Raw genomic sequence first — 18704 nt, forward strand, 5'->3', positions numbered from 1 at the left:
AATTTTTATTTAAACAATAGTGAACCGACTCGGATAAAAGTGGCCCCTTCTTCTACTGCCAATTGATAATCGTTACTCATTCCCATACTCAACTCAGTACAAGGAGCATAGGGAATTTTTTTACTGGCTATTTCTGCTTGTAAAATGCGCAACTCTGAAAAATAATGTCTGATTTCAGCTTCATTGGCTCCTAATGGCGCCATCGTCATTAATCCAATCACTTGAATCTTTGAGTAATTCGCTAGTTCAGCAATAAATTCTGTTAATTCTGCTGGCGAAATCCCATGCTTTGACTCTTCTTTACTAACATTAACTTGCACAAAACACGCAATTTGATGATCTGCTCGCTTTTCAATCTCACTAGCTAAAGTCAGACGATCTAAGCTATGAAAATAGTCAATTCGATTAATCACTTGCTTGACTTTTCTAGATTGTAAATTACCAATATAATGCCAAATAATATCTTTTTCATGTAAAAAATCTTGTTTCGCAATCAAACCTTCTGGCCGATTCTCAGCTAAATTCTTTATCCCTAAATGATAGATTTCAGCTGTTTCTTCATTACTTACAGCTTTAGTAACAGCAATTAATGTTGCCGCTTCTGGTTGACGTTGGGCATGAGTTAAAGAAAGATTAAGCGTTTCTTCAACTTGTTGTAAGTTTTCTTTAATCGTCATTTATTTACGGCGTCTTCTAAAGAATGGCGGTGTATCCAAACTGTCCTCATCATTGCTATGCCCTTTTTCTGCTGCTGAGTCACGTTTGAAAACATCAAATTCAGCTTTTTCAGATGATGTATCTTCACGCTGGAAGTTCGAATTTTCACGTACATTAGGTTCTCTACGAATATCCCAATCGCCAAATGGATCTTTTTCTGTTTTAGCTTGTGGTGGTTGTTGATTCGTTGCTGGAGCTTCTGTTTGACGACTAAAAGCTGTATCTTCGCTATTAGCAAAGCCACGACTACGATTCGTTCCACCTTGCGCTTGTTGACCTTTACGAGCATCAATACCTGTTGCAATAACTGTTACAATCACTTCATCGCCAAGATTTTCGTTGATAGATGTTCCAAAAATAATATTTACTTCAGTTGTTGAAGCAGCTGAAACAATATCAGATGCATCTTGTGCTTCGAATAAAGTTAAATCTGGTCCACCTGTGATATTTAACAAGACTTGTTCTGCGCCATCAATTGATACTTCTAATAATGGAGAAGAAATAGCTTTTTTAGTTGCTTCAGCCGTACGATTTTCACCACTTGCCATCCCAATACCCATTAGAGCTGAACCTTGATTTTCCATTACTGTTTTAACATCTGCAAAATCTAAGTTTACATAGCCTGGTGCTGTAATTAAATCTGAGATTCCTTGAACCCCTTGACGTAAAACATTATCAGCTTCATGGAATGCTTCTAGCATTGGTGTTTTCTTATCAACGATTTCTAACAAACGATTGTTTGAAATAATCACTAATGTATCAACATGATCCTTCATTTCAGAAACACCCTCTGCAGCAAAACGACCACGTTTAGGTCCTTCAAAGGTAAATGGACGTGTAATAACTCCAACTGTTAAAGCACTTTGTTCTTTAGCAATTCGAGCAACTACTGGAGCAGCTCCAGTACCCGTTCCACCACCCATACCAGCTGTAACAAAGATCATATCTGCTCCACGTAACGCTTCTGCAATTTGCTCTTCACTTTCTTCAGCGGCTTTACGACCAATATCAGGATTTGAACCAGCACCTAATCCTCTTGTTAATTTAGGTCCTAATTGAATTTTAATTTCTGCATTTGAGCTTTGTAGAGCTTGAATATCTGTGTTGGCTACGATAAATTCTACCCCTTTAACGCCTTCATCAATCATACGGTTAACTGCATTATTACCAGCTCCACCGACACCAATAACTTTAATTACAGCTCCATTTAAGTTTGAATCAAATTCTAATTCCATCCTATTTCCTCCTAGAAGCTAGCTCCTCAGAACTAGCTTAATTTAAAAGCTCATTGGCCGTTTATTTCTAACGGGGCAAGTCCTGCTTTTTTATTTAAATTATTTATTTTTTTAAATTAATCAAAAAAGTTTGTAAAGAAATTTTTTGCTTTATTTGTAAATTTATCTTCTTCATTCTTAGGCTTCTTAACAGGTTTTTCTTTTACTACCTCTTCTGTTTCATATTCAACATGACTAGTTTGCTTTTGCGGTTGAGCCGAGGTGTATGTGCTTCCTTTCCCACGACCTTTAGCAATCGCATGAATTTCATCTAGATTGGCTACATACTCAATCAAACCAATCCCAGTTGAAAATGTTGGAAACCTCATTCCCATTTGATCAGGTACGTATAAATTAACATTGATTTCAAAAACATCTTTTGCTAATTCTATTAAACCTGGTAAAGCTGCTGCCCCACCGGTTATCACAATACCGCCTGGTAATTCTCTTGCTCCAACTGCATCTAATTCAGCTTTAATTTTATCAAATATTTGCAGTTGACGAGCTTCAATAATCTCAGATAAATATTGCTCATCAATGCGCACTGGTTCATTTTTACCAATAACATCTACTGGGAAATATTCGTCTGGCGAAGTTTCTTCTGGTAAAGCAAAACCATACTCGCGTTTAATTCGTTCAGCACTATCGAATGATGTATTCAAAATAACTGAAATATCTTTTGATACATACTCGCCACCTTCAGGATCAACAAAGGTAAATTTCAATTGATTATCATGCATAACTGCGGCAGTCGATTGACCACCACCTAGATCGATTAAAATAGTACCAAATTTTGCTTCTTCCTTCGTCATTGCTGCACTGCTAATTGCTAGCGGTTGTAAAACAACTTCTTCGATTTGTAAACCTGCTTTTTCGACACAACGTTTAGTGTTATGTAAAATAGTTTTAGGTCCAGTTATCATCGTTGCATGCATTTCTAGTCGCACACCAATCATGCCTCTTGGGTCACGTATTTCAGAAAAACCATCTACGACAAATTCTTCTGGAATAACAGCAATAATTTCTCTTTCAGGTGGAACAGATTTAACCATCGCTGCAGCCATAACATTTTCCACATCAATTTCAGTAATTTCACGATTATCACCAGATACAGCAATCATACCGTGACAAGGCTCAATTTTGACATTATTTGCTGGAATACCTACGATGACATTTCTGATATCAATATTGGCTTTTTCTTCCGCCTGTTTAATCGCTTTTTTGATTGAATCAACTGTTTGATCAATATCAACAATAATCCCGCGGCTTAAGCCTTCAGATTTTTCATTTCCAACACCAATAATATTCATTTGACCATTCACAAATTCAGCTACAACTACTTTTATTGAAGTGGTTCCAATATCTAGACTCACATAAATCCCTGTATTTCCCATTCATTGAAACCTCCATTCACGTATTTAAATGTTTAAGTTATAAATTCTTTATAGATAATTTTAATTTTACCATATCTACGGCTATTTTACGAAGCATTTAACCGTTTTTTTTCTTTGTTCCCCTTGTTTTTTCATTTACAACGATTTTATTTCGCTTTTTCTTCAAAAGCCTTGAAAAAAATTCCAACTTCCATGTTAATAATACCCTTCTGTCCATCAGTTTTTTTAACAGCATCTGGGTAATAGGCCATTTGTTCTGCAAAACTTGGAATACTTGCAACAACTTGATTTCCATCATTCATATTCAATGTAATTAAATAATCATCTGAATCACTTTGGGTAAATTGAATTTCTGAAATGCTATTTTTGATATTTGTACTTAATTGACTATATTGTAAAATCATTTCATCCAATGCTGGACCTTCTTTAAAGTCGACAAAAATCGGTGGATTTCCAATTGATACTTTTCGACTTTCCTTTACAATTTTGCCATTTTCTAAAATATTATGATACTCATTATCTTTAGCTAAATAAGCCACCGTTTTGTATTCCTTAACGGCAATTTTAAAACTATTTAATCCATCAAATTGGAGGGTTGCTGATTTGACTTGCTCCAACTGATTTTCAATTTTTTGAGCAATTTTTTTTCGCTCAAAAAAATTGGACCATAATGAATCGCCTGACTTCAATCGACTCGCATCAATAACGGCTTGATCTGTGACTTCATTTGCTCCAACAACCGAGATTGTTTCAATTCGGCTGAAGGGAGAAATAAAATACACAATCAAAAAAATTGCAAAAGAAAATAAAAAAATTAACGTGTATAAACGTCGATACATTTTTTTTCGTCTTAACTCTTTTAAACGAGGCAGTTTATCTTCCATCGAAACAACTTTTTTCTCACGTTTTTTCTTTTTAGGTTGATTTTTGGGTTGAACTTCTTGCTCCACACTATTCCCGTTTGACGCTTGTTGCATTTTTTCCCAAGGTGTCATCGACTGAGGAGACTGTTTTGACTCTTTTTGATACGGACGTCTTTTATTCCAATTTGCCATTCAGCCTCACTCCAATCAATGTTATTTTTATAGTTTATACTACTTCGCTAATCAACGCAATTATTCGGTCACTTGCATCTGTTATACCCATTTTTTTAGCCGCTTCTGCCATTTTATTTCTAGCAAGAGTATCTGTCATCAGTCGATCGACTTCTTTAATCAATCGATCTCCTGTTAACTCAGCATCTGGTACCATAACAGCTGCTCCATTATGAGTTAAACTTTCTGCATTTCTAGTTTGGTGATCATTTGTAACATACGGACTAGGGATCAAGATACTTGGTAATCCTAGCGCAGTTAATTCGGCTAAACTAGTCGCTCCGCTACGGGCCATCACTAATGACACATTGGCAAAAACTTCAGGCATATTATAAATATACGGCACCACAGATATATTGTTATTTTTAACATCTAATATAGTCAGTTCATTACTAATTTTTTGATAGTGAACTTCACCAGTTGCAAATAGAATCTGAAAATCTTTTCCAACTAGTTGTGGCAAGGCTTCAATAAAAGCTTCATTAATTCGTCGCGCACCTCGGCTTCCACCAAAAATCAACAATGTAGGTAGCTCAGGATTTAAATCGTATTCAGCTAAAATGTCAGACTTAACGACAGCCAACATTTCTTGGCCTCTAGGATTCCCTGTCAAAACAACTTTTTCTGGTACTTTAGGAAATTCTCCACGCGCTTCTTCAAAACATAGTGCGATTTTTGACACAAATTTACTTAAAAATTTATTGGTTACTCCTGCAACACTGTTTTGCTCATGGATAATAGTTGGAACACCTAGTTTAGCTGCTGCATAAACTACTGGACCACAAACATAGCCACCTGTACCAATTACAACATCTGGTTTAAACTCTTTTACAAGTTTTTTTGAATCAGCGACACTTTTGAAAAAAAGTTGAATCGTTTTAACATTTGACCATGAAAGCGAACGTTTAAAACCTTGAATTTCAACTGATTTAAATGCAATACCAGCTTTTTCAACCAATTTTTTTTCTAAGCCTTTTTCAGTTCCAATGTACATAATTTCAACACTAGGATTGACTTCTTTTAATCGTCTAATTAAGGCAAGTGCTGGATAAATGTGTCCACCAGTTCCACCACCTGATAAAATAATTTTCATAATTTAGCCGTAGTTTTTATAAAAAAACTACTCCTCCTGTTCTTTTAAATCACTAATCAATTGCTCAATTGCTTTGATATATACATCTCCACGAACTTCAAAGCTACGGTATTGATCCCAACTTGCACAAGCAGGTGAAAGTAAAATAACAGATTTTTCTGTACTCAACTCATAAGCAACCGGAACTGCTGCTTCAACATTTTGTACGACATGAATTTCTTTTGCGCCTGCAGCTTTTCCAGCTTCTTCTAATTTAGCCGCTGTCTCACCAAATACAATTAACGCTTGAACGTTACGTAAGGCAGGAATCAACTCATCAAATCCATTTCCACGGTCCAATCCGCCTGCTAATAAAATGACTGGGTCTGTAAAACCTTTTAACGCATTTTCTGTAGCTAAAATATTTGTTGCTTTAGAATCATTATAGAATTTTCGTGTTTTGTACTCTGTTACGAATTGAGTTCTATGTTTTACTCCAGCAAATGTAGTCAATAGACCAACGATATTCTCATTACTTTGACCTAGTAGTTTTGCTACTGCAATTGCTGCAAGAGCATTCTCAACATTATGCTCACCAGGAATCAGAATCGCTTTTTTATCCATAATTTCTTCATCCTGATAATAAATCATATCGCCTTTTAAATAGGCACCATTAGCTAAGACTTCTTTTCTAGAAAATGGAATAATTTTCGCTTTACTAGTTTTTGCCAACTCTCTTAACTCTTCTTGATCCCAATTTAAAATTAAATAGTCTTCTTCAGTTTGATTTTCAGTGATCCGCCATTTAGCAGCCACGTATTCTTCACGCGTTCCATGGTAGTCAATATGCGCTTCAAAAATATTTGTAATCACCGCAATACTTGGCTTCATTTTTGTAATACCCATTAGTTGAAAGCTTGAAAGTTCAATAATGATTTCATCTTCTGGTGTTGTTGTTTGCGCCACTAAACTAGCTGGCATTCCTATATTTCCAGCAACATAAGCATGACCTTTTTTACGATTAAAATTTAAAATTTCAGCAATCATTGTTGTTGTCGTTGTTTTTCCATTTGTACCAGTAATTCCAATCATTTGGCTTTCAGAAACTTCATAGGCTAACTCTACCTCAGTAATGACTGGAATTCCTTTTTCAACCGCTCTTTGGACAATTGGATTGTTGTACATAATTCCTGGATTCTTCACAACCAATTCAAAGTCTTCATCCAGTAATTCAACGGGATGACCTCCTGTTACAACGCGAATTCCTGATTCCAACAATTCTTGTGCTTCAGGATTTTCTTCAAAACTTTTATAATCATTTACTGTAACCAATGCACCTAATTCGTGTAATAATTTTGCTGCATTTACCCCACTTAAAGCTAAACCAACAACTAAAACTTTTTTATTTTCATACGTAGTAATTTTTTTCAACGTCTCTACCCCTCTTCTTAAAGAATGACTAGTAATGCAACAATTGCTGCAAGTAAACCAACTGACCAGAATGTTAAAACAACGCGCCATTCGCTCCAACCACTCATTTCAAAGTGATGGTGAATAGGGCTCATTTTAAAGACTCGTTTACCCGTCAATTTAAATGATGTTACTTGAATCATCACACTGGCGGTTTCAATCACAAAAATTAAACCAATTAAAAGTAGAGACCATTCTTGGTGCAATAAAATAGAAACGGCCGCTAAACCACCGCCTAAAGCTAAAGAACCAACATCTCCCATAAATATTTTAGCTGGCTTTTTATTGAAGAAAAAGAATCCAACTAAACCACCAACAATTGTTACACAAAAAATTAAGATATCTGTTTGTTGTTGATGCCATGCTATTACTGCATAAGTACCATACGCAATGCTTGCCGTCCCAGCAACTAATCCATCTAAACCATCTGTTAAATTAACTGCATTAGAAAATCCGACTAACCAAAAAATAACAAATATACCATATAACCAGCCAATATCAATTGAACCAATAAACGGGAAAGCAATTTTAGTGGCTAAACCTTCATATTTAAAAACAATAAAAAAGATAATACCACCTATGATTTGACCGATTAGTTTTTGTTTAGATGTCAAACCTAAATTTCTTTTTTTAAATACTTTGATAAAATCATCTAAAAAGCCTAGCACTCCGTATAAAGCCAGAATAAATAGAAGTAATCCTAAAGATAAGGTCAATGCTCCTTGCCAAATACCAACCCAAACTGCAGTAATCAATGTGGCAATAATAAAAACAACTCCACCCATTGTTGGTGTACCTGTTTTCACTTCATGCCATTTTGGCCCTTCATCTCTAGTCACTTGTCCAATTTGTTTCATCCTAAAATAGCCAATAAACATTGGCATAACCATAATTGTAAGTGCAAAACTACTTACAAATGGCATTAACATTTCTGTCCAGTGCATTTTAACCGCTCCTATTGTTTTAATAAAGCTAGCAACAAAATTGCTAGCTTTTTATACTGAATAACTAGGTTTTCTAAGCTTTTATAAACGTATTAAACTTTTTGTCCTAATTAAAAATTATATCATACTTATTAAGCCGTTCTCCTCTTATGAAGGATTTCTTAAAAATAAATTAATTGATTTTAATTTTACTTATAAAATGTTTCAATAGCTTTTTTAGCTTCTTCAACGTCATCAAAATGATGTTTTGTTGTACCGATAATTTGGTAATCCTCGTGACCTTTTCCGGCAATCAAAATAATATCATTTGCCTGCGCTTTTTTCACCGCTAACTCAATTGCCTTACGACGGTCGACTTCAAGTAGATAGCTTTCATCGCTACCTAGCTCAGCTACAACATCTTTTAAAATTTCATTAGGGTCTTCAGTTCTAGGATTATCGGAAGTAAAAATAACATGATCCGCATAATCCATCGCAATTCGAGCCATTTTTGGACGTTTGGTCTTATCTCTATCTCCGCCACAACCAACTACACAGTATACATCGCCAGTTTTAAACTCATTGATTGTCGTTAGTACATTTAACAAACCATCTGGTGTATGAGCATAGTCTACTACTACAGCAAAATCTTGTGGTCCTTTGACTAGTTCAAAACGGCCACGAACACCACTAATCCCTTCTAATGAAGAAATGATCGTTTCTAATTCAAGCCCAGCTGCATAAGCTGCACCAATTGCTCCTAAAGCATTCAAAATATTGAACTTTCCTGCTAATTGTAAATGAACAGGGTATTCTTTCCCATTAAATTCTAGTAAAAAACGAGTTCCATGATTGGTTATTTCAATTGAGTTAGCTCTAAAATCAGCAGCTTCTTCTATTCCATAAGTTAAAACTTCGGCAGCAGTCATTTTTCTAAAATCACGCCCCACTGGATCATCCATATTCAAGATAGCATATTTAGGTTTTTCAGGATTGTAAATATTCCCTAGTTGAGAAAACAATAAACTCTTGGCATGAGCGTACTCTTCCATTGTATGATGATATTCTAAATGGTCTTGACTTAAATTTGTAAATACAGCGATGTCGAAATCTGTTCCCCAAACACGTCCTTGGACTAATGAATGGGAAGAAACCTCCATAGCGCATGTCGTTACATTTTTTTGTCGCATCTCTGCAAATGTTTTTTGCAACGTTAAACTATCTGGTGTTGTATTTTTGGTTTCAAAAGTTGTATTTCCAATACGACGATACATTGTACCAATCACACCAGTTACTTCTTGATGATCTCTAAATATTTGATCAATCAAATGAGTAATCGTTGTCTTCCCATTTGTACCTGTAACGCCTATAATTCTAAAATCCTGACTTGGGTGGTCATAAAAGGCATCAGCCACTATAGCCATTGCACGGTTGGCATTGGCCACATAAATAACTGGAACAGAAACATCTATTGGTTTTTCTGCTATTAATAAAACGGCACCTTTTTCAACAGCATCTTGCGCAAATTGATGGCCATCAAACAAGGCTCCTGTAATACAAACAAATAACGAACCTTCCGTAATCTCTCTTGTATCTTGTGTGATGCTATTAATCTCCAAGTCTTTTGGTAATTCTTTTGATAATCGTTTAAACTGAATACTTGCAATCAAATTACTGGCTTTCATTGATTTCACCTTTTCTTATTCTTATGGGGCAACTAATGTAACTTCAATCTCTGCAACGCCTTCCATGCTAGAATTTTCAGCTAAGCTTTGAGTTGTTACAAATCCGTCTCCCACAATTTTAAATTTTTGTCCGGTCATTTCAGACACTTTTAACACATCATTCTTAGACCAACCGGTCATATTTGGCATTGTCATTGCACCGTTGGTTAACAGCATTGCTCTTTGTCCTTCTAAAACAGGTTCATCTGGTAAAGGCATTTGCTGTACTATTGTATCACCATTTCCAATAATCGTCACATTCAATTTGTTTTCTTCTAATTTTTGGCGGGCTTCTTCTTTCAAACTCCCCATCACACGAGGCATCACAACTTGATTATTTTCTTCTATTTCAGCTTGTTTTCCTAATTCTTGATATTGTAAAGCACGCTTCATTACAGGGTTAAAGACTTCTGCAATCATGCCACCACCAGTTATCGTTCCATCATAGACTTGTGGTTGCTTCATCGTAATGTACATAATTAATTCTGGGTCTTCAGCGGGTGCCATTCCTACTACTGAAAAGACATAATTGTTATCTCCAGTTGCATACAAACCAGTTGTAGGGTCAACAATTTCTGCTGTTCCTGTTTTAGCAGCAATTTTATAACCATCAATTTTGTAGGCTTGTCCAGTACCATTTTCTCCATAAACGACTTCTTGTAGATATTCCAACTCTTTTTGTGCCGTTTCAGCTGTAATCGGTTGTCCCACAACTGTTGGCTGGGTTACTTTTTCTTCACCAGTATTCGGATTCACAGTTCGATCGACAAAATAAGGTTTCATCATCTTGCCTTTGTTTGCCACTGCTGAAAAGGCTTGAAGCATTTGGAAATCAGTTACTGTTAACCCTTGTCCAAAGGCAGTATTGGCTTTTTCTAAAGGATAATCAAAACCTATTTTCCCAATAGCTTCATTAGGTAAGCCAGAATCTGTTGATTTTTCAAGACCAAAGTCCGTCATATATTTTTTCCACGTATCATTCCCCATCTTTTCAACTAAATTAGAGAAAGCCACGTTACTAGAACGTTGTAATCCTTCTAAATAAGAAATATGACCCCAACCAACTCCACCATTATGGTCGCGAATTTGGCCTCCTTCAATCGTTTTTGTTCCAGAAAGAAACGTTTCATTTGGATTAAAGACACCTTCATTAATTGCTGCCCCTAAAGTCAAGACTTTCATTGTTGAACCTGGCTCAAAACTATCTTCAACAAGCATATTACGCCAACTTTTATCAATATTTTCTTTCGTAGTTGCATTAAAAGTCGGGCTTTGGGTCGTTGCAATAATAGCACCTGTTTTAGCATTCATCAATGTTGCTGTCATGGTTTCGGGTTGATACTTAGCTGCAATTTCAGCTACTTTGCTTTCCATATAAACTTGGAGACGATTATTCAATGTTAAATACATGTCAGATCCGTCTTTCGCTTTGACTTCTTTAACTTTTGAATTTGGCAAAGCATAACCAAAATTATCTGTTTTGAATTCATATTTACCTGGTGTTCCTGTTAACAATTTATTGTAAGCTTGTTCAATTCCCATTTCACCTACAAGTTCTGTTCCAGGTACAAAATCAGCAGTATCTTCATCTGTTTTAGTAGGAAGTGACGCAATTCCAACTAAATTAGAAGCAAAAACACCATTAGGATACAAACGTTTAGGCGTTTCTGTAAATACTAAGCCTGGTAATTTTGTTTTTTCAATCGTTACTTTCGTTTCATAGCTTAAATCTTTACCTTCATTACCAAATTCTACTTGAGCCAGAGGTTTCCCATCTTCACCTTTTCGATTCAGAATCTCTAGTACGGCTTCTTTACTTAAAGGGATGTTCTGAGAAATCACTTCCGCCGTTTTTTCTTTATCTTTAACATAGTTAGGATTCTCTTTTGTCGACCACTTATCCGTCAAAACGGCAACTAAAGAATAAGAAGCAGCATCCATCGCAATGGGTTTTCCATCTATATCATAGATGGTTCCTCTATTTGCTTTGAGTACACTACTTCTTGTATAGAGATTATTAACTTTTTCAGCTAAGTCTTCCCCATTAATTTGCCCCTTAACCATCACATAGGAAAAACGGCTAATAAATACAACAAATAGAAAAATGGTCAAAAAGAATAATATCATAGCTATTTGTTTTCTATTTTTTTGAGGGCTTTTATTTTTTTTCATTTTGTTACATTCCTAACATTGTTTTGATTCATTTTTAAATCAGCTTTTAACGCAATATCATAAACACGGTCATAACGTGACAACTCTTGAATTTCTTGAGCTAAATTGTCGTTGACATTTTTTGTATCTGAAATAGCAACTGTCGTATCTTGGATCCCTCTATTTTTAGATGAGATACTGATTTCTTGAGAGATACAGACTGCCATTAACATGAATGCAGTCACACCGACTACAATCAGCATTAACTTCTCAAGTTTGGTTACGCCAGCTTTTCGAGGTGCTGGCATATGTACCGGCGACTCTTTTGGGATTTCTGGGGAACGCAAAGGGACATCTATTTCAAGTTCTCTAGCTAAATTATTTGTTAATACCATATATTTTACATCCTTTCATTGACAGTTTGATTTTTGTCCTTATTTTTCCTTTTGTTTTTCTGCAATTCTTAGTTTTGCACTACGCGCTCGATTGTTTTGTTCTAACTCTTCTTCAGTCGGTATAATTGGTTTACGATTAACTAATTTCAATTCTGGTTGAAATTCAGTTGGCATCACAGGCAAACCTGGTGGCAATTCTGGCAACGCAGAATGTTCTTTAAATATTGATTTTACAATTCGATCTTCTAATGAATGAAAAGTTATCACACTCACTCGTCCTCCGACTTTAATTAATGAAATAGCCGCTTCTAACGAGTCTTCTACGGCTGACAACTCATCATTGACCGCAATTCGGATTGCTTGGAAAACACGCTTAGCAGGGTGTCCGCCTTTTCTTCTAGCTGGGGCTGGAATTCCCTCTTTAATCAATTCAACTAGTTCACCAGTTGTTTCGATTGGTGCAACTTCACGAGCTGCTTCTATTTTTCGAGCAATTTGTTTGGAAAATTTTTCTTCTCCATACCGATAAAAAATCCGAATCAACTCATGGTAACTCCATGTGTTCACAATTTCTTTGGCTGTCAACGGTGCCTGTGTATCCATTCGCATATCTAAAGGAGCGTCTTGATGGTAACTAAAGCCACGTTCAGCCTCGTCTAGTTGTGGGGAAGAAACACCTAAATCATAAAGAATACCGTCTACTTCAAAGATACCGATTTGATTTAATTCTTCTTTAATAAATCTAAAATTTGATTTGATAAATGTAACCATACCTTTTTCAACAAAAGGTGCCAAACGTATTTTAGCATTTTCTAAAGCTCGTTCATCTTGATCAAAGGCATAAAGATGACCCTCTTCGCTTAGTTGTGAAAGTAAATATTCACTATGTCCTGCTCCACCAAGAGTACAATCTACATATACGCCATCTGGTTTTAGAGCTAAACCGTCAACTGTTTCATGTAACAATACGGTTTCGTGATTAAATGTTGTCATATTATTTCCACCTTTTTTAAAATCCAAAATCAATCATATTTTCAGCAATATCATCAAAGCTTTCTTCAGCTTCATCAGAAAATTTCGTCCAACGCTCTTGGCTCCAAATCTCGATACGATCTGAAACACCAATAACATGACAAACCTTTTCTAAGTCAGCGTGTTCTCTGAGTGTTTGTGGAATATTTATTCTTCCTTGTTTATCAAGTTCACATTCTGTAGCAGCTGAGTAAAAAAAACGTGTAAAAGCACGAGCGTCTTTCTTAGCTAAGGGTAGTTGTTTCAGTTTTTCTTCCAGTGCAGACCATTCGTTTTGTGGGTAACCAAACAAACAACCATCCATCCCTCTAGTAATGATAAATTTCTCGCCTAAATCCTCTCGGAATTTTGCTGGCATAATCAATCGACCTTTAGCATCGATGTTATGTTTAAATTCACCCATCAACATGTCTACACTCACCCCCATATTATAAGAACTATTTTTAGTCTACCACATCCCCCCACTTTCCACCACTATAAACCTAAAATTTAGACAAAAATAATAAAATTCTTAGAAACTCTATTAAAACCAAGGATTTCATTAAGAAAATTTGATAAATAAAAGTGGGGGATTTTCCCAAATACAGCATGAAAAAGAATACCAATGCTCCCTTTTTAAACTTGATACATATTTATAAATGAGATAAAATTCCAAAAAAAAATAGATTTAGCTAAAAATAGTACATTTTTTAGCTAAATCTATTTGAAATTCCGTTATTTAATTCATTTTTACCTAAATAAAGTGATGCGCAATATTTAATCCGACTAAAATATAATACATTAAGAAAGAAAATAAGAACAAGAAACGCCAAAATGTTTTAAAAAAGCGGCTAAATAAAATTTCGCCTTTTTTATACGCCATTAAACAGACAATCACAATCCCTAAACTTAGCATAAAAATAGCAAAATAAGGCAGCAAACTAAACTTGAGTGTCATCTCGCTTAAAATATGAATACCAATCAATAAAAATGGCACTAAAACATCTGGTGGCTTAATAGCAACATGTCGGATAATTAACCGTTTACGAATTAAGCTTTTAAGTATAAGTAAGAATAAAACTGGAGCAATATAAAAAGCGATTTCCGCAATTGTAAATGGAATTTTCAACAACTACCACCCTTTCTAACATTATTTTTTGCATATTCGACTCTTATTGTACTATGAAATGAAAAATAAGAAAACACTAACGATATTATTCAATCAAAACAAAGAACAAAAAAACACCTTTGAGCCATGGTCTCAAAAGGTGTTTTTCCTAAGTATTAAGCTTCTTTACTTATTACTTCTTTACCGTCATATTGTCCACATGCTGGACATACGTGGTGGCTCTTTTTCAGTTCGCCACAGTTAGGACATGGGTTCATGCCTGGAACTTCCAATTTATAATGCGTACGACGTCTATTTTTTTTCGCTTTTGATGTTCTTCTAGCTGGTACTGCCATGATCTACACCTCCTTATAATAATTGCTTCTCTTTATGCCTAGGGTTAGAGTAGAAGCGATTTATTCCAATTTTGCTATTGGTCGTTGTCAGTGTTGTCCGAAAACAAATCAGCTAGACCAGCAAAACGAGGATCCACACTTTGTGATTTTTGCTCTTCCAAACGCATAACGTATTCTTCTTCTGAAACAACTTCCCAACCGTTTCCACTTGGCATATCATCTTCAGCTTCTTCTTCAGGTGTAAAAACCTGTAAAGGAAGGTTTAAAAGAATCGTATCTTCAACTGCTTCTGTCAAGTCAATCAGGTCTTTATCTAAATAAATAACCGTTTCTTCTCTTTCATTAGCGGCAAAGTCTGTTACGTTTTTTGGAACATAAATTTCATTTGCTTCAATTAACATCGGAACCAACACCGGTTTTAACGATCTTGCTGAGGGCATAGTTAAACCAAGTGAAATAACCAAGTGGGCGATAACTTCTTCTTTTTCAACGATTAGTGTTCCATCAATTTTGATAGGGCTAACGTCTAAAATTTCAGAATCACGTTCCATTAATGATTTTTTCAACTCAACAGTCTCAGAAAAAAGTAGCGGTTCATTGCGATATTTTTGCAATTCTATTAATGACCATTTCATTTTCCATCACTCCTAAAGCAACAATGGTAATTATACTAGTTGTAAGCCCCTTTGTCAATGTATTTTACCTTACAGGGAAACTCAGTCATCTATGGCTTTCATAGACTTTTTCACCATTCTTGCGAATTATTAAAAAAAACTTATTTATAGAATGTTTCTTTTTTTCTATAAATTTTCTATCTACTATATTTAAATCAAACGTTATCTTTTTAATTACTCAGTTACCTATCTAATTTAACTTTTTATTTGATAAATAGGTTTTCTGCGATAATCTTGTGGGGAAATGTGTGGATTTCCTAATTGATAGATAAATCCTGCACGAATATCTAAGTCAAAAAAGTTTTTATTGGCTGCATTCAAGTTCGTTACAATTGGCAACTCAACCTTTGTTTTTTTGGCTTTTAAATAGCTTCTACCTTGTTCCGTGAACCCTAAGACTCGAATAGCTTTTAACCCCTCTACAGAAGCTTCAACATCCGTTTTTTTCAATTGTAACAAAATATAGATACACAGTCTCTGAATCCTTGTCCAGGTATAACGCTTATTTTTAACTAACCCAATGAATTCAGTAAAAGTCTCAGCTTCTTTCACTTTTTCTTTCAAGCGAAATTCAATACCTTCATTCATTTGGTAAATTTGCTGCAAATCATCAACCGTACTAACCATAATTTGATACCGTAACAGCTGCCAATAATTTTCCCAACTAACAAATTTTTCCTGATTAACTAACTCCAAGCTACTGGCCGGCATAACCGATTCAACCGTACTCTCTTTTTTAATTAAACTTTTACGAATAGCGGTTGCGCTAGCGAATTCTAGATCTTGGATAGTTGTCTCATGATAACCGGCTTTTTCGCGCTTAATTGTATACATCTCCATTGGTTTTGGGTAGGCTAAATTGGCTTTAGCATAACTTAAACCCAACGCATTATTTGGTTCACTAAGATTTAAACTTAAAGTAGGATACACTTCTTTTAATAAAGCTTCAACTTGAGCCGCATAGGAAGAACCTGAATTCTTAACCATTTGGAATGCTAGATCAAAGGCTTCTTTTTCATCAATCAACCATTTAGCCACTTGTTGAAAATCTTTTTCTTTCCCATTTTCAGAACCAAAGCAGAAACTATCACACTGAAGAGCATGAAGTAAGGCGATTCCCCCTTCTGCAAAGTAATCAGCCGCTTGCACACTTGAATAAACTGGTAATTCAACTACAATATCTATTCCAGCTGCTAAAGCCATTTCAGCTCTTGCCCATTTATCTAGCAATGCGGGTTCTCCTCGTTGCAAAAAATTGCCACTCATCACAGCAATGACAACATCAGCTCCACTTTTTAAACGCGCCTGTTGAATGTGGTAACGATGGCCATTATGAAAAGGATTGTATTCAACAATAACTCCACAACTCTTCATAATTATACACCCTCCCATCTATTTGAACTTTTTATCCCAGCCATACTATTTATTTAACTGTTTTGGCTGTCAACAATATTTCTAAGAAATAATTGCCATATTTTTCAAGCTTATTTTCACCAATCCCCTTAACTGTTAACATTTCTTCATCATTTGTTGGTAATTTTTGGCACATTTCACGCAACGTTTCATCTGAAAAAATAATATAAGGGGGAACTTTGTGTTCACTAGCCAACTGACTTCGAACTTCACGTAATTGATCAAATAAAACATCATCAACCGCAACTTTTTCAGCAACTTTCGCTTGCTTTCTTGTTACTTCTTCTTCACCTTTTAAAACTGCAACGCCTTTAGTTGTTACTTTCAAAATGGGGAATTGTCCATCTGTAGGGCTCAAATATTTTTCAGCTGTCAAATAATCAATTAATTGTGTGACCTCTTTTTGAGGCACACCTTTCATTAAACCATAAGTTGAAAGTTCTTCAAAGTTCCACTGCTTAATTTTTTGGTCTTTTGAACCAGTTAAAACCTTCATTATCATCGATTTTCCAAATGTTTCTCCCATACGTTTAACACAAGATAACACTTTTTGAGCTTCTAAAGTAATAATTGCTGCTTCACGATCGTCTAAGCAGTTGCTACATCTTCCACAATCAGGACAATCTTCCCCAAAATAACGTACAATAAATCGTTGTAAACACATTTGAGTCGAACCATACTGAGCCATTTCACGTAATTTGGCATATTCATATTTCTTTAATTCTTCATTCATTTCTGACTGATCAATAAAAAATTGTTGAATCATCATATCTTGGGGAGAAAATAGCAGAATAGCATCACTATCTAGTCCATCCCGACCCGCACGACCGGCTTCTTGATAATAGGCTTCTATATTTTTTGGAATCTGATAGTGAATAACAAAGCGCACATTACTTTTATCAATCCCCATCCCAAATGCATTTGTCGCCACCATCACAGTCGTTTTATCGTATAGAAAAGCTTCTTGGGCTACATTACGAACTTGCTCACCCATACCACCGTGATACATGCCTGATTGGATTCCTTTAGACAGGAGCAATTGATGAATTCGTTCAACTTCTTTTCTCGTACTTGCATAAACAATTCCAGATTGTCCATCATTTAGCTTTAAATAATCTAAGAGATATCGATTTCGATCTTGACCTTTGACAACTTGAAAAGCTAAATTTTTTCTTGAAAATCCTGTTTTGACACAATTTTCTTCAGATATTCCAAGCAATTTGATAATATCTTCGGAAACAACTGGTGTTGCAGTAGCAGTTAATGCTAGTACGGTTGGACGTTGAACCATCCCCGCAAGTGTTTCGCACAAAGCTAAGTAGCTTGGTCTAAAATCATGTCCCCACTGAGAAATACAATGCGCTTCATCAATGGCAATCAAATCAACTTGAACAGATTGCATTAAATAATGAATCTCTTCCGTTTGAAAACGTTCTGGTGCTACATACAATAGTTTATATGCTCCGTCTGCTGCATCTCGTAAACGTTGATTCATTTCTTTTGTAGACAGCGTACTGTTGACATATGCTGCTGGGATTCCTAATTCTAATAAAGCATCAACTTGATCTTTCATTAAAGAAATCAATGGCGAAATCACAATAGTCAAGCCTGAAAAAACCAGTGCTGGAATTTGATAGCAAATTGATTTACCTCCACCTGTTGGCATAATCGCTAATGCATCTTGACCATGTAAAACTTTAGAAATAATTTCTTTTTGACCATTTCTAAAATCAGAATATCCATAAATTTCATTTAACAACTTGACTGCTTGTTCTTCCAAAAAGGTCCCTCCTTCTTATGTATGTAATCGTATTATTTTTTAATGAAGAAAAAGAGGCTGGGACAAAGTCCATAGCCTTTTAATTTCAACCTTACTAACACCATTTAATTTTTTAATCCAGCTTCTTTGGACCAAACCTTCGAAAAAA

Annotated in this window: 17 protein-coding genes; all 17 read right to left on the bottom strand. The window is 35.4% G+C overall.

Annotation, left to right across the window (positions count from 1 at the left end):
- Positions 1 to 5: 5 nt before the first annotated feature.
- The 17 genes from MHI00_RS10730 to recQ all read right to left on the bottom strand — a co-directional run bounded on the left by MHI00_RS10730 (position 6) and on the right by recQ (position 18556).
- Complete coding sequence (locus MHI00_RS10730; protein WP_341113559.1) at positions 6 to 677, bottom strand: YggS family pyridoxal phosphate-dependent enzyme; 672 nt, start codon at positions 675 to 677, stop codon at positions 6 to 8.
- Positions 678 to 1952, bottom strand: a complete 1275-nt coding sequence (gene ftsZ, locus MHI00_RS10735; protein WP_341113562.1) for a cell division protein FtsZ — start codon at positions 1950 to 1952, stop codon at positions 678 to 680.
- A gap of 116 nt (positions 1953 to 2068) precedes the next feature.
- Positions 2069 to 3385 carry a cell division protein FtsA gene (ftsA, locus tag MHI00_RS10740; RefSeq protein WP_015075992.1) on the bottom strand — a complete coding sequence of 439 codons (1317 nt, stop codon included), beginning with the start codon at positions 3383 to 3385 and terminating at the stop codon, positions 2069 to 2071.
- Positions 3386 to 3531: 146 nt separating this feature from the next.
- Entirely contained in the window at positions 3532 to 4440 is a 909-nt protein-coding gene (locus MHI00_RS10745; protein ID WP_016356385.1) for a cell division protein FtsQ/DivIB, read from the bottom strand.
- Positions 4441 to 4474: 34 nt separating this feature from the next.
- Positions 4475 to 5572 (bottom strand): undecaprenyldiphospho-muramoylpentapeptide beta-N-acetylglucosaminyltransferase, encoded by a 1098-nt coding sequence (gene murG, locus MHI00_RS10750; protein ID WP_341113567.1) that lies wholly within the window; start codon positions 5570 to 5572, stop codon positions 4475 to 4477.
- Between the two features lie 27 nt (positions 5573 to 5599).
- Positions 5600 to 6982 carry a UDP-N-acetylmuramoyl-L-alanine--D-glutamate ligase gene (gene murD, locus MHI00_RS10755; protein WP_341113569.1) on the bottom strand — a complete coding sequence of 461 codons (1383 nt, stop codon included), beginning with the start codon at positions 6980 to 6982 and terminating at the stop codon, positions 5600 to 5602.
- A gap of 17 nt (positions 6983 to 6999) precedes the next feature.
- A complete protein-coding gene (gene mraY / locus MHI00_RS10760; RefSeq protein ID WP_010053414.1) occupies positions 7000 to 7965 on the bottom strand; it encodes a phospho-N-acetylmuramoyl-pentapeptide-transferase in 966 nt (321 codons plus the stop codon).
- Positions 7966 to 8153: 188 nt separating this feature from the next.
- Complete coding sequence (locus MHI00_RS10765; protein ID WP_015075987.1) at positions 8154 to 9629, bottom strand: UDP-N-acetylmuramoyl-L-alanyl-D-glutamate--2,6-diaminopimelate ligase; 1476 nt, start codon at positions 9627 to 9629, stop codon at positions 8154 to 8156.
- Between the two features lie 21 nt (positions 9630 to 9650).
- On the bottom strand, positions 9651 to 11840 hold the full coding sequence (locus MHI00_RS10770; RefSeq protein WP_341113574.1) for a penicillin-binding transpeptidase domain-containing protein: 2190 nt from the start codon (positions 11838 to 11840) through the stop codon (positions 9651 to 9653).
- Complete coding sequence (gene ftsL2, locus MHI00_RS10775) at positions 11837 to 12214, bottom strand: cell division protein FtsL (RefSeq protein WP_015075985.1); 378 nt, start codon at positions 12212 to 12214, stop codon at positions 11837 to 11839. The genes MHI00_RS10770 and ftsL2 overlap by 4 nt, the downstream gene beginning before the upstream one ends.
- A 39-nt stretch (positions 12215 to 12253) precedes the next feature.
- Positions 12254 to 13207: a 16S rRNA (cytosine(1402)-N(4))-methyltransferase RsmH gene (rsmH, locus tag MHI00_RS10780; protein WP_010053409.1), complete on the bottom strand. Its 954-nt coding sequence runs from the start codon at positions 13205 to 13207 to the stop codon at positions 12254 to 12256.
- A gap of 16 nt (positions 13208 to 13223) precedes the next feature.
- Positions 13224 to 13655: a division/cell wall cluster transcriptional repressor MraZ gene (gene mraZ / locus MHI00_RS10785; RefSeq protein WP_010053408.1), complete on the bottom strand. Its 432-nt coding sequence runs from the start codon at positions 13653 to 13655 to the stop codon at positions 13224 to 13226.
- Positions 13656 to 13979: 324 nt separating this feature from the next.
- Positions 13980 to 14354: a DUF3397 domain-containing protein gene (locus MHI00_RS10790; protein ID WP_010053407.1), complete on the bottom strand. Its 375-nt coding sequence runs from the start codon at positions 14352 to 14354 to the stop codon at positions 13980 to 13982.
- Positions 14355 to 14509: 155 nt separating this feature from the next.
- Positions 14510 to 14689: a 50S ribosomal protein L32 gene (rpmF, locus tag MHI00_RS10795; RefSeq protein ID WP_010053406.1), complete on the bottom strand. Its 180-nt coding sequence runs from the start codon at positions 14687 to 14689 to the stop codon at positions 14510 to 14512.
- 74 nt (positions 14690 to 14763) lie between these two features.
- The gene (locus MHI00_RS10800) at positions 14764 to 15324 is read right to left on the bottom strand and encodes a YceD family protein (RefSeq protein WP_010053404.1); all 561 of its coding nucleotides are present in this window, start codon (positions 15322 to 15324) and stop codon (positions 14764 to 14766) included.
- 234 nt (positions 15325 to 15558) lie between these two features.
- Positions 15559 to 16737 (bottom strand): nucleotidyltransferase, encoded by a 1179-nt coding sequence (locus tag MHI00_RS10805; RefSeq protein ID WP_341113580.1) that lies wholly within the window; start codon positions 16735 to 16737, stop codon positions 15559 to 15561.
- Positions 16738 to 16786: 49 nt separating this feature from the next.
- Complete coding sequence (gene recQ, locus MHI00_RS10810) at positions 16787 to 18556, bottom strand: DNA helicase RecQ (protein ID WP_341113583.1); 1770 nt, start codon at positions 18554 to 18556, stop codon at positions 16787 to 16789.
- Between the last annotated feature and the right edge of the window lie 148 nt (positions 18557 to 18704).

It is taken from the genome of Carnobacterium sp. FSL E2-0243, from assembly GCF_038003605.1.
Classification (GTDB): domain Bacteria; phylum Bacillota; class Bacilli; order Lactobacillales; family Carnobacteriaceae; genus Carnobacterium; species Carnobacterium maltaromaticum.

Coding starts and splice junctions, on each gene's coding strand:
- MHI00_RS10730 (WP_341113559.1), bottom strand. CDS start 677: ATGACGATTAAAGAAAACTTACAACAAGTTGAAGAAACGCTTAATCTT.
- ftsZ (WP_341113562.1), bottom strand. CDS start 1,952: ATGGAATTAGAATTTGATTCAAACTTAAATGGAGCTGTAATTAAAGTT.
- ftsA (WP_015075992.1), bottom strand. CDS start 3,385: ATGGGAAATACAGGGATTTATGTGAGTCTAGATATTGGAACCACTTCA.
- MHI00_RS10745 (WP_016356385.1), bottom strand. CDS start 4,440: ATGGCAAATTGGAATAAAAGACGTCCGTATCAAAAAGAGTCAAAACAG.
- murG (WP_341113567.1), bottom strand. CDS start 5,572: ATGAAAATTATTTTATCAGGTGGTGGAACTGGTGGACACATTTATCCA.
- mraY (WP_010053414.1), bottom strand. CDS start 7,965: ATGCACTGGACAGAAATGTTAATGCCATTTGTAAGTAGTTTTGCACTT.
- MHI00_RS10765 (WP_015075987.1), bottom strand. CDS start 9,629: ATGAAAGCCAGTAATTTGATTGCAAGTATTCAGTTTAAACGATTATCA.
- MHI00_RS10770 (WP_341113574.1), bottom strand. CDS start 11,840: ATGAAAAAAAATAAAAGCCCTCAAAAAAATAGAAAACAAATAGCTATG.
- ftsL2 (WP_015075985.1), bottom strand. CDS start 12,214: ATGGTATTAACAAATAATTTAGCTAGAGAACTTGAAATAGATGTCCCT.
- rsmH (WP_010053409.1), bottom strand. CDS start 13,207: ATGACAACATTTAATCACGAAACCGTATTGTTACATGAAACAGTTGAC.
- mraZ (WP_010053408.1), bottom strand. CDS start 13,655: ATGTTGATGGGTGAATTTAAACATAACATCGATGCTAAAGGTCGATTG.
- rpmF (WP_010053406.1), bottom strand. CDS start 14,689: ATGGCAGTACCAGCTAGAAGAACATCAAAAGCGAAAAAAAATAGACGT.
- MHI00_RS10800 (WP_010053404.1), bottom strand. CDS start 15,324: ATGAAATGGTCATTAATAGAATTGCAAAAATATCGCAATGAACCGCTA.
- MHI00_RS10805 (WP_341113580.1), bottom strand. CDS start 16,737: ATGAAGAGTTGTGGAGTTATTGTTGAATACAATCCTTTTCATAATGGC.